The following is a 12,104-nucleotide window of genomic DNA, read 5'->3' on the forward strand; positions in this document are numbered from 1 at the left end:
GCTTTTCGTTTAGTAATGAGAAGCTCCCTCCTTGAAACGAGCTTTCCTGTTTCAGTTGCAATCATGGAAGGGAGCTTTCCTGTTATACACAAATTATAGTCTTTATATTAGAAATCAATAGTGTACCGATACGAAACACTGGAGTACGCTAAAATGAAAAGAAGGATTCTAATTTAAATTTCTTCCTCTTTTATTGAGAGACCGTCTCTACGATATCCTGACTTACTAGGATGATAGTACAGTTTGTAAATTAGTATGTAATTAAAAGAAATCAGCGTTTCATAGTTTTTGAGCCAGATATAGCACACATAAGTAAGGTCTGTCAATTACTCCGCCGTGTTTATCCGCCAGACATACTATGTCTTTATAAGCTTTTTGTTTCTCTTCCTCAGATTTTTGTATAAAAGAGTTTCCAGTCAGTGCAAATCCATAATACTCATCAGCGGTATAAGTCTGCCTCCATAAGAATCTAAATACCTCGGGCTTATGGAATAAACCACTATCATAGATACTTGCGGTAATAGTTGAGATTCGTTTTTCACATCCTTCTTCATTTAGAAAATCTGCCAGTCCGCCGTATCTTTTAGATATCTCACATAATTCATGATCCAAATCATTGTCATAAGTAATATACATATTCCAAAAGGGTGCCAGGAATCCCTTTTCTTTTAAAGCAGCAGCACATTTTATAAAGCCGGCAGGCTGGGGAACCCAATGAAAGGCCTGAGCTGCAAATATTACATCATAGAAACGATCCGGAGTATTATAGTCCTCAAATCTGGAACATTCATATTTAATATTGGGATAATTCTGAAAGTTTAAAATACCTTTGTCAACCAGATCTTTTCCGGGATCAATGCAGCAGATATGGAAACCTTTATCTTTAAAAAGCTGTGTTGCCTTGCCACTGCCAGCACCGATTTCTAATAGTTCGGAACCTTTTGTGATACCGGTCTTATGGGTAAACGTCTGGACTAGTTCCGCAGGATAACTCGGACGGAACTGATCATAATAATCAGCCGCTAAATTAAACATTTCACTTTCCTTTTTATAAATTTCATCGTAATTTCGGGTAGTGTTCTTCATAGGATTCTCCTTGTTTTCGTGAATATGCAGATAACTTTCATTATACTTAATGTTACGAAACAGAACTGTATGTTTCATATGTTTTTGTCTGCTGTAAAATACAATAAAAGCTATTGAACAAAATCGCTGGCACGCTGGCTGTCCAATGTAGTGAAGCAGGTCTGAAATGCAATCTTTTTTTCTAAGACCCCAACTCCAATACTTTCCTTTCTAATTATACCACCTATGGAATTATATGGAATAAAAAATATATTTAGACAGATAATTTTGAAAATGATGAACCTGTGTTCCTGTATAAATTAATTATAAATGCCTAAATAGTTATAAAACAAGAATATAGTAGAAAAATATCATAAAGTTTACATTGATATTACCAAAATATGGTTGATTGTCTGAGGAAATCCATTTACTATTAAAATAGACAAGTTCTTGTGTCTGTTAATAATCTTATAGGAGGTGGAGTTTTTGAAACGATTACACAAAATTATTTCATTTATGCTGGTACTGTTGCTTATTTTTACTTCCAGTATTACAGCATCAGCAGAAAAGGTACTTTCACTGGAAGAAAAGAATTTAAAAGGTTATACCATAATCCTGCATACCAATGATACCCACGGAAGGGTAGTGCCGGACAGTTATAACGGCTATATGGGAATTACAGCAGTCAGTGCCCTTAAGAAATACTATGAAGCATCCGGTGCACAGGTTATTTTATTAGATGCCGGCGATACGCTCCATGGGCTTCCCATTGCCACACTCGAAAAAGGAGAAAGTATTGTTAGTCTCATGAATATGGCAGGTTACGATGCCATGGCACCAGGAAATCATGACTTTAATTATGGGAGCGAACGGCTGTTAGAGCTAAAAGATCAAATGAAATTCCCATTAATATCATCTAATATTACTGTTAAAGAAACTGGGAAACCATTTCTAGAGGATAATATAATTCTCGAGAAAAATGGTGTAAAATATGGTATCTTCGGATTATCCACGCCGGAAACTGCCTATAAAACCAATCCCAAGAATGTATCGGACATACAATTTACAAATCCTGTTGAGGCTGCAAAAGAAGAAGTAAAGACTTTGGATGCAAAAGGCGCTGATGTAATCATTGCACTGGCACATCTTGGAACAGATAAAAGCAGTGAATTTACCTCGGATTTAGTAGCACAGAATGTGGAAGGAATTGATTTGATTGTTGATGGACACAGCCATACCGTATATGAATCCGGTCTTAAGGTTAAGAATACTTTAATTGCCAGCACCGGAGATTACTACAGGTATATCGGTGTAGTAACCATTGATCCTAATGGGAAGATGAATGCAGGTCTTGTGAATTCTACTACTTTTTCAGAGACGGATAAGAATATAGATACATTAATTAATGAAATTTCTGGCAAACAGGAAAAACTCCTCTCAAAAGTTGTTGGAAAAACCAATGTCTATCTGGATGGAGTACGGGAAAATGTACGTACAAAGGAAACCAATCTGGGGAATCTGGCAACAGATGCTTTCCGGTATGCTACTGGTGCTGACGTGGCATTTACCAACGGCGGAGGTATCCGTGCTTCCATAGAAGCTGGAAATATAACGAAAAAAGATTTAGTAACTGTATTTCCTTTTGGGAATTATGTAGTGACAAAAAAAGTCACAGGTAAGGCTATTCTGGAAGCTATGGAGTCTGGGGTTGCCTCTTATCCGGAACCATTAGGTGCCTTCCCACAAGTATCCGGCATAACCTTTTGTATTGATGCTTCCAAACCTGCCGGAAGCCGTGTAGTAAATGCTAAGATAAACGGAGTTCCTGTGAATCCAAAGAAAACATATTTGCTGGCTACGAATGATTTTATCGTAGCAGGCGGGGATGGATATACCATGCTGGCCAATTTTGATATAGTGAATGAATATGGAGCTATGGAAGAAATAATTATCAGTTATATTGATAAAATTAAGAGGGTAGACAGCAAAACAGAAGGCAGAATTACTGTGATAAACGAAACAGTTAAGTCAGATAAAGGGGATAAGATAGATAGCGCAGATAAGACTGATAAAGTTAATAAAGCAGATAAAACAGATAAGATAAATAAAGCAGATAAGATAAAAAAAACAGATGCTGGGGAGGATAATTTAACTGTTCAGCAGGATAAACAGACAACAAAAGCTTATGATACGTATGTGGTTACAGAAGGAGATTATTTGCGGAAAATCGCTTTAAAGATTTATGGAAATGAAAGTGACTGGAAAAAGATTTATAATTGGAATAAGGATATTATTGTTAATCCAGATAAAATACAGATTGGTCAAAAGTTCAAAATATATACCGAATAAGCAAAGATCAGTTCCACATAGAAATATTACCAGAAGATAAATGTATTAAGTCAGACTTTCAGACTTTGTGAAGTCAAGACAAAGAAATGCCTGGAAAAAAGAGTCCGCTGCAAATTGAAAGAATTGAATTTGCAGCGGACTCTTTTTATACCTATTTAGATAGCACTTTCATTCAGAAATTCATATTGGGATATAAACAGCTCATAATAACTGCCTTTTAGCCTCATTAACTCTTCGTGGTTACCCATTTCCTGAATCTTTCCGCCGTCAACGTAAAGGATGCAGCTGGAATTCTTAATGGTGGAAAGCCTGTGGGCAATAATGAAGGAAGTTCTGTTTGCCAAAAGCTTGGTAAGTCCTTCTTGTAACAGGATTTCTGTTTCTGTATCGATGCTTGAGGTGGCTTCATCCAGTATTAATATCTTAGGATCGGCAAGTAAGGCTCTGGCAAAGGAAATCAACTGCCTTTGACCTGCTGATAAACGGCTGCCTCGTTCATTCACTTCTGTATAATAACCATTTTCCAGTCCCATGATAAAATTGTGGGCACATACGGTTTTAGCAGCCACCATAACCTGTTCGTCGGTGGCTTCCATATTACCGTAACGGATATTATCCATAATGGTGCCGGAGAATATGAAACTATCCTGGAGCATGACGCCCATTTGCTTACGCAGAGACTTAATCGTTACCTTGCTGATATCGATACCGTCAATTAAAATCTCACCGGAATCCAGGTTATAAAAACGGCTAATCAGATTGATGATGGTAGTCTTACCGGCTCCGGTAGGACCAACAATAGCAAAGGATTCTCCTTGATTGGCTTTAAAGCTGACTTCGTTTAAGATTCGGATACCGTCTTCGTAACTAAAGCATACATCCTTGAATTCCACCGTACCTTTAATCGGAGGCATTTCTGCAGCTCCTTCCATATCCTTAACCAGTACCGGCTCATCAATGGTTTCCATAATTCGCTCCAGATATGAGATAGCAGTCAGAAGAGAATTATAGAAGCTGGCCAATGTATTGATAGGTGCCCAGAATCTACCGATATATCCGGTAAATGCAATTAAAACGCCGATGGTAATGCCGGGAACCTGATTGTCTATCCAGGAAACACCCAGGATATATATGGCTGCGGTAGTAATCATGGAGATATTATCGATGGCCGGCCACAAAAGAAAGTTTAGTCTTACCGCATTCATCCAGGCCTTGTAGTAATTATTGCTTAAACTGTTAAATATTTTAATATTTTCCTGTTCCCTTACAAAACTCTGGGTAACACGGATACCGTTAATGCTTTCTGCTATATAGGCATTTAAATTAGAGGACTTATTACTGGATATCTGCCAGGCCACCCGCTGTTTCTTCTTTATAACAAAGATTAAAGTCATAAGTACCGGTAATCCCAGCAAACAGATGATAGACAGCCTTACATTAATGGACAGCATAAATGCAACAATAAAGAAAAGGCTGAATAAATCCGTAATGGTATTAACGATACCGTTGGAAAGTAAATCACTTAAGCTGTTAACATAATTTACAACACGTACCTGTATTTTACCGTGAGGTCTGTCATCATAATAAGAAAAGGGAAGTTCCTGCAAATGGTTAAAAATATCGCTTCGTATCTGGTGGATAATATTCTGTCCAAGTCTCGTCGTAATATGGATCTTAAGTCTTAAAAACACAACAATGATTAAGTTAAATAAAAGTAACAGTAAGCTGATGGAAACAATCCCTTTGATATTCTTATCCGGTATGTAAACATCCATAATAGTCATTAAAATACGGGGGGTAAACATCCCTAAGGCACTGGATATAATCATCAGGACTATGGTAAAGATCATATCCCTTCTATGGGGTCTGATGTAGGTATAAAGCCGTTTTAACTGTTCAAAGCTGAATTCGGACTGGAGAGTTTCGTCAATATCATACTTATTTCTAGCCATTGTATTTACCTCCTTTTTGCTTTGTCCTTACGTATTTATCAAATTCACCATACTGATGATTAAATACAGTATAATAATACCCTTGTTTGGCAATTAAGCTGTCATGGTTACCGGCTTCTAATATTTTGCCGTCATCTACGACCAGAATCACATCGGCATCTTTAATGGAAGAAATCCGGTGGGCAATGATGAATACAGTCCGGTCGGTCAGGGAGGTTAATTGATTTTGGATATGGGCTTCTGTTTCCATATCAACTGCGGAGGTAGTATCATCCAATATAACAATGGAAGGATTTTTAAGGAGTGCTCTGGCAAGAGAAATCCTTTGCTTTTGACCGCCGGATAAGCCCATACCGCGTTCGCCGACTATGGTGTCGTAACCATCTGGCATATTTTGTATGAAATCATCTGCATTAGCGACTTTGGCAGCTTCCTTAACTTCCTCAAAGGTACAGTTTGGATTGCCATAGGCAATATTACCTTCAATGGTATCTGAAAATAAGAAGACATCCTGCATGGCCATACCGATATTATTACGCAGGCAGTATAAATCCATGTCCTTTACATTAATGCCATCAATGGTAATGGCTCCGTCTGTAACATCATAAAAACGGCATAACAGGTTCATTAGGGTGGATTTACCTGAACCGGTGGCACCGATAATACCTACCGTCTGACCCGGCAGAATCCTAAAATTAATATCCGTTAAGATAACATCGTCTTCCGCACGGTAATTTACATGCTTAAACTCGATTTCCCCATGAAAGCGTTTATTATCAACGGCATGTCTGGGAGTTTTAATAACCGGTTCTTCTTTTACGGTAGCATAGATTTTCTCCACGGAAGTAACGAATCTCTGATAATCGTTGGCCAGCCAGCCGGCCATTCTTAAAGGGTTATTTAGCATCCAAAGGTAACCGCTTACTGTAACTAGCTTACCTATGGTAATGGAACCCTTTACTACCATGATACCGCCTACCAGGTAGAGTATAAAGGTTAGAGAGTTTGCTAAAAATTCAAAAATAGGTACATATTTACGCCAGATTGCAGCAGCTCCTAATTCCGCCTCCCGGTATTCATCGTTTTCCTTATTGAATTTTTCAATCTCAAAGTCCTCTTTGGCAAAGGCTTTTACGACCCGGTTCCCGCTTACATTTTCCTGAACTGCGGTATTGAGACTGGAAAAATGCTTCCTTATATTATGGAAGGCAGGTTTAATCGCCCTTAATTGCTTATAAGTAGTTATAGCAGTAAGTGGCAGTACAACGATCATACAGAGTGCCAGTCTGTAATCCACGGTAAATATCATAACCAAAGCTATGACAAAGAGCAGGGAGTTTTCATAGATGGCGTAAATAACAAAAGCCACAAAGTGACGGATTGCCTCCATATCACCGGTTTGCCTTGACATTAAGTCACCGGTCCTGTTTTTGTTATAAAAAGAAAAATCTTCTTCCAAAAAGCGGCGGTATACATAGTCACGCATGGTATAGAGCATTCTCTGGGAGGTGGTCTCAAACATATATAAATATATGTATCGTATTACGGACCTGATCAGTGTGGTAATGATAAGAAGCAGTACCAGTTTCAGTAACAGTTCCTTGTGTCCTCCCTTGATTACATCATCTACGATTATTCCGGATATGTACGGATTAATAATTGTCAGACAGGATGTAAAAGTAAGCAATATAAGTGCTATTATTAAAGTAGTACGGTATTTTTTCAAAAATGAAAAAAACCATTGCATAGCTGTCATAATTTAAATGTCCTCCCCTTTTCTTCGGTTGCTTTTTTAGATTCTGTTCCATTATATAATTATGAAGAAAAAATAAAATGTACTTTGTTATTTAAAACATGTCAATTATTATATACGCGAAAAGTTTCGAGGGCTTTCAAATTCAGGAAAAACGATAGGCTTTCTAGGCATTTAACAAAATGATAAAAAATACCCAGTGCAAAAAAAAGAGAAAATACTGCAAAAAATGTTTTTCATTTAGTAAAAAGGTGTTATAATAAATATAGTTTTGAGCAATGAATACCAAGCCTGTCATCAGGTGCCAGACTTACGTCGTAGGTATATTACTTGCTAGCAAAGAGGAGGAGGTATGGTATGTGCCAGAATCAATTTGATATAACCTATAATGACTTAAATCCAACCATATTATTTGCCAGTAAGCAGAAGATGATAACGGATTCCGTATATCATGACCATGATTTTACTGAATTAACTTATATATTATCAGGCAAAGGAAAGTATTTGGTGGATGGAATTATTTATGACGTTGAAGCCGGAGATTTGATTATCTGTAATCCGGGCATGAAGCATCAGAATATTGTAGTGAATCCCAAAGAACCAACGGTAGAATTTTTTGCAGGTTTTACGGATTTTCATTTTAAAAATATGCCGCCGAATTCCATCCTGTTAAAAGATGGGGGATTTATTCTTCATACTACGTCTGAAATAAAGCAGGATATTTCAAAGCATTGTTATGAGATGTTAGCAGAGAACGAGGCCTGTCAGGCAGGCAAGTACTTTATGTTAAAAGCCCATTTGATCCAGATCTTATTATTAATGATTCGGGATATCTATGAGACACAGGAGAGCAGCCAAAAAGGTTGTAATTTTGAGTCTTATAACAAGAGCTATGCAGTGAAAAAGATAATAAATTATCTAAATGAAAATTATGAAAACAAGATATCTTTAGACCAAATTGCACATAATATGTATCTGAGTCCAGTGTATATTTCCAAGATTTTTAAAGAAGAGACAGGAGAGTCGCCCATTAATTATCTTATTAAAATCAGGCTGGAAAAGGCAAGGGATATATTACTTACATCAGAGGGCGGTAGTATTAAGAGCATAGCCAACAGTGTAGGCTATGAGGATGTATACCATTTCAGCAAGTTATTTAAAAAGTATTATGGTATTTCGCCCCTTTATTATAAGAAGATTGCATTGGAAAAGCACGCCTGAACCAAGCTATTGTCGAGTAGTCTAAAGATATGTATGTGTATCTGGAAGTGGAGTGTGTTATGAATTTATATGAAGCAATATTTGTCAGGAAAACAGTAAGAAAATTCAAGATGGAACCCCTTGATCAGACCTTACTGAACGGAATAAAGAGTTTCGCAGAAAGTATCCCAATGTTATTTGAGGGTATTGCTGTTGAATATAGATGGATGGAAAATTCCGATATAAAGAAGTATTTTAATGGTTCATTGACTCATAAAGCGCCTTATTATCTTGCCTTGTATTCTGAAAACATACAGGGTTTTCAGATGAACGCCGGTTATCTGATGCAGCAGGTATCCTTGTATCTTACGGCTAAGGGCTTAGGTTCCTGCTACCTTGGCATGTTAAAGCCCAAGAAAGGGAAGACAGAAGTAAAACCGGATGGTGCCAAAGTAGAGTATGTAATCGCACTTGCATTCGGAAAAGCAGAGAATGAAGTATACCGTACTTCTGAGAAGGCAAAACGACTGCCCCTGAATGACATTGCAATATTTAAAAGTGAAGTAAATAAGAATATAAAAACCATAATCCAGGCAGCCAGACTAGCCCCTTCGAGTATGAACAGCCAACCCTGGAGGCTTGTGGTTTATGATAGCCGGATTCATATATTTTGTAAAAAGAACATATTTTTAAGCGGAGTTTTAAATGAAGCCAAATTAGTGGATATCGGAATTTGTCTCGCTCATATACTGGTAACCGCAGAAGAACTATGGGTTGATGTTAAGACGGTTCATGTGGATAATATCAGCAGTATTGCGTTTAAAAAGAATGATTATGTGATTAGCGTCAAAGTGTTTTAATTTGATGAAAAAAATATATTAAATAAATAATTAAAAAAGTATTGACAAAGCAGATAAATTATATTATACTATGTCATGTGCTTGAGAGAAATACAAAACAAAAAACACATGATATGCGCGAGTGGCTCAGTGGTGGAGTATCGCCTTGCCAAGGCGAGGGTCGCGGGTTCGAATCCCGTCTCGCGCTTAATAGAAAAAAGGATTCTTCGTTAGAAGAGTCCTTTTTTCTATTCAAATACCAGACAAGAAGTGATCTCATACGAAAATAGACTTAAGGAGAATGTTGGTTGTCAGTTTTGAAATCGGCACATGGATGATAGAATGCTCTATGTAATATCTATTCCAGTGTTTATCATCTCGATTGACAGTTTTGATATTTAGGCTCTTATCCTTTAGACGTTCTGCTATCCATTGTGGGAACAATTCATTTAAGGTCAAAATCCACCTCTTCGAGGTGGATTTTGCATTGTCATGATGTATTTTACCTATCTTTTCTATCTCGGTGGGTATTTCTCCACTCTAATTTTAGTGCCTTTTAGAGCCAATAAATGAATTTAATTAATTATAATTAATAGGAAAGTATACACTTTTTGAGGAAGTGTATAGAATACACTTTAATGATTAGTGTATACAGGATATTGGTAAATTTAGTTTATTTATTTTATTTAATGTGATATTATATTTTTGGAATTAAAAGAGTTCGCTGTTGTTATCACGTACGAACGAACGATTATTTATATTAGGTAATAAAGGGGAGTAAAATGAATAAAAAGGTATTATTATCAATTATTGCGGTTTGCTTTATCCTTGCGGGATGTACGAATAAGGAAATAACTCAGCCAATTAGGCAAACATCACCTGACGCAACCATAACAGAAGGTACAACTCCTTCTGAAACCACTGCAGCAGCTTCTCCAACTATGGCTAACAGTTCCACTTCAGAGGAAAAATTAAAGTCTATTCTTTTAAAATACACTTCAGACCAAATTGTTTTCATTCAGAGCTTTACTACTGGAGATAATCAAAATGCCGCGTTTGCAATGGCAGGAAGTGACGTTTGGTTTATCACAGATTCTGATGCTCTGAAATTGAAAAGTAATATCATGTATTTATCAGACAACCCGTCTTATGCACCTTGTCTTTGGACAGTAGAGGGCACAATAATATTCAAATGCGAAGAAGTTCCCGGAGGCAGCAGTACAATATCTCATGCTTGGTATGTAAAAGACGGAAAACCCATTGAACTTCCCAACACGGGTATGGGCCTTTCTTACCTCGGAAATGGTGAATTTACGACAATAGGCGAAGATTTTGATTTGAATTTTACGGATGGGATAGGAGCAGGGCATACCTATAAGCCCTACTACCTTTATTGGACTACTGACGGTCTGAAAGAATATGGCGGGCTAAAAATAACGCAGCAACAGCTATTAAAAGTGAAAGGTGCCCAGGCAGTCATTGATGCAATTACCAAATCCGACAATACTATTGACGAAATATATTATCGTGACAACAATATAATAAATATTAATTATCATTCTGGCGATAGACAAAATGGTGATTTTAATAATGTAACACTGGCATACAAAAATAATACCGTTACTCCCATTTTAGCTTATACAGATTCAATTAGCTCTAAAGCCGAGAGTTTTAATAATAAAAATCTAAATAATTATTCTTATGGCGGTATTTATCAGGCAGCATTTTTCTTAAAAATAGCAACTTATCCGGAAAAAGTTCCGATGAATTAGGAAATATGCCGTAGATTTTTTCGAGTTATCGGGAGTTGAGTGCTTCGCTTTTTCACAACTGCGTACGAAAAACCAGACAGACTTTTAATAATTAAGTTATAATTCAGAGCATAAAAATATGTGCACTATTATGTGCACATAAATCAGAAGTGGATGAACCCCCTTTCTTTTTAGTATTTGTAGGATAGGATTTTGGTTCGAATCCCGTCTCGCGCTTACGAAATCCCTTGATTTTTAAGAGATTTTTTGTTGCACTGATATGTGTACTACTTTTTTACATTCTTTTTGTTGCCCTTTTTCATAGCTTCATTCATGATATTAAGTTTTCTCGGATGAAATGCCTCGCACTACAGAATTACTTCCCTGATATGATTATTTTATCTGCTCATGTAATTATTTTTATCAATGTGGTATTATGATTTTATAGTTTACGAATTTGAATTTAGCGAGGAATACATATGGGAAGAATTGTAGCCATAGCTGGTGGAGATTTACAATCGAACAATGCAATTAATAAATATATGGTGAAAATGGTAAAGAAAACAAAAAAGAATTTTTTGTTTATTGGAACTGCCAGCGGCGATGCAGAAGGATATATTGATACTATTAACGTTGCCTTCGGATGTTTAAATTGTGAGATTAAATCCTTATGTTTAACTACTCAAAAATATACAGAGAGTGAAATTGATGCATTATTAGCATGGGCTGACATTATCTATGTTGGTGGTGGTAATACGTTTTCTATGATGGAAATATGGAGAAAACATGGCGTAGATAGGAAATTAAAAGAAATCTACCAGAAGGATACTGCTATTTTAGCAGGTATAAGTGCAGGAGCAATGTGTTGGTTTAATTGTGGTCACAGCGACAGTGAAATTTTCTGGGTAAATAATGGAGTTGGATATGGCTGGGTAAATGATTTGTTAGATATGCATTGTTTTGTATATTGTCCTCATTATGAAGAAAGAAAAGGTAATTTTGATGAAATGTTGAAAGAAAAAACTGTACCAGGTTTGGCAATGGAGTCAGATACAGCATTTGTAGAAGAAAATGGAGCAATTTACTTTATAAAAAGTAATGAATCAGCAAATGCATATTTGATGAGATACATTGATGAAAGATTCGAAAAAATACAACTCGAAATACAGGTTGTTAGCATAGAATAAGAGAATTG

Annotated in this window: 8 protein-coding genes and 1 tRNA gene; 6 read left to right on the plus strand and 3 right to left on the minus strand. The window is 36.6% G+C overall.

Annotated elements, in window-relative coordinates; translation table 11 throughout:
- Positions 1-279 precede the first annotated feature (279 nt).
- Positions 280-1,086, minus strand: coding sequence for a class I SAM-dependent methyltransferase (locus QA584_RS10170; protein WP_278274406.1), 807 nt, complete (start codon positions 1,084-1,086; stop codon positions 280-282).
- Between the two features lie 465 nt (positions 1,087-1,551).
- Between QA584_RS10170 and QA584_RS10175 the strand changes: the two genes are divergently transcribed.
- Entirely contained in the window at positions 1,552-3,414 is a 1,863-nt protein-coding gene (locus QA584_RS10175) for a 5'-nucleotidase C-terminal domain-containing protein (RefSeq protein WP_278274407.1), read from the plus strand.
- A 155-nt stretch (positions 3,415-3,569) separates the two neighbouring features.
- Here QA584_RS10175 and QA584_RS10180 read toward each other — a convergent pair whose 3' ends face one another.
- Both QA584_RS10180 and QA584_RS10185 read right to left on the minus strand, forming a co-directional pair.
- The gene (locus QA584_RS10180; protein ID WP_278274408.1) at positions 3,570-5,366 is read right to left on the minus strand and encodes an ABC transporter ATP-binding protein; all 1,797 of its coding nucleotides are present in this window, start codon (positions 5,364-5,366) and stop codon (positions 3,570-3,572) included.
- The gene (locus QA584_RS10185; protein ID WP_278274409.1) at positions 5,359-7,122 is read right to left on the minus strand and encodes an ABC transporter ATP-binding protein; all 1,764 of its coding nucleotides are present in this window, start codon (positions 7,120-7,122) and stop codon (positions 5,359-5,361) included. Before QA584_RS10185 ends, QA584_RS10180 begins: the two co-directional genes overlap by 8 nt.
- Before the next feature lie 354 nt (positions 7,123-7,476).
- Between QA584_RS10185 and QA584_RS10190 the strand changes: the two genes are divergently transcribed.
- From QA584_RS10190 to QA584_RS10210, 5 genes are all read left to right on the plus strand, one after another.
- Positions 7,477-8,340 carry an AraC family transcriptional regulator gene (locus tag QA584_RS10190; protein WP_278274410.1) on the plus strand — a complete coding sequence of 288 codons (864 nt, stop codon included), beginning with the start codon at positions 7,477-7,479 and terminating at the stop codon, positions 8,338-8,340.
- A gap of 59 nt (positions 8,341-8,399) precedes the next feature.
- The gene (locus QA584_RS10195; RefSeq protein ID WP_278274411.1) at positions 8,400-9,179 is read left to right on the plus strand and encodes a nitroreductase family protein; all 780 of its coding nucleotides are present in this window, start codon (positions 8,400-8,402) and stop codon (positions 9,177-9,179) included.
- Between the two features lie 115 nt (positions 9,180-9,294).
- A tRNA-Gly gene (locus tag QA584_RS10200) sits at positions 9,295-9,366 on the plus strand.
- 574 nt (positions 9,367-9,940) lie between these two features.
- Positions 9,941-10,930, plus strand: a complete 990-nt coding sequence (locus QA584_RS10205; protein WP_278274412.1) for a hypothetical protein — start codon at positions 9,941-9,943, stop codon at positions 10,928-10,930.
- 458 nt (positions 10,931-11,388) lie between these two features.
- Complete coding sequence (locus QA584_RS10210) at positions 11,389-12,096, plus strand: Type 1 glutamine amidotransferase-like domain-containing protein (protein WP_278274413.1); 708 nt, start codon at positions 11,389-11,391, stop codon at positions 12,094-12,096.
- The last annotated feature ends 8 nt before the right edge of the window (positions 12,097-12,104 follow it).

The sequence above is a fragment of the Anaerocolumna sp. AGMB13025 genome, from assembly GCF_029689925.1.
Classification (GTDB): domain Bacteria; phylum Bacillota; class Clostridia; order Lachnospirales; family Lachnospiraceae; genus Anaerocolumna.

What these genes read in the sequence shown, in the direction of transcription:
- QA584_RS10170 (WP_278274406.1), bottom strand. Translation starts at nt 1,086, where the DNA reads ATGAAGAACACTACCCGAAATTACGATGAAATTTATAAAAAGGAAAGT.
- QA584_RS10180 (WP_278274408.1), bottom strand. Translation starts at nt 5,366, where the DNA reads ATGGCTAGAAATAAGTATGATATTGACGAAACTCTCCAGTCCGAATTC.
- QA584_RS10185 (WP_278274409.1), bottom strand. Translation starts at nt 7,122, where the DNA reads ATGACAGCTATGCAATGGTTTTTTTCATTTTTGAAAAAATACCGTACT.
- QA584_RS10190 (WP_278274410.1), top strand. Translation starts at nt 7,477, where the DNA reads ATGTGCCAGAATCAATTTGATATAACCTATAATGACTTAAATCCAACC.
- QA584_RS10195 (WP_278274411.1), top strand. Translation starts at nt 8,400, where the DNA reads ATGAATTTATATGAAGCAATATTTGTCAGGAAAACAGTAAGAAAATTC.
- QA584_RS10205 (WP_278274412.1), top strand. Translation starts at nt 9,941, where the DNA reads ATGAATAAAAAGGTATTATTATCAATTATTGCGGTTTGCTTTATCCTT.
- QA584_RS10210 (WP_278274413.1), top strand. Translation starts at nt 11,389, where the DNA reads ATGGGAAGAATTGTAGCCATAGCTGGTGGAGATTTACAATCGAACAAT.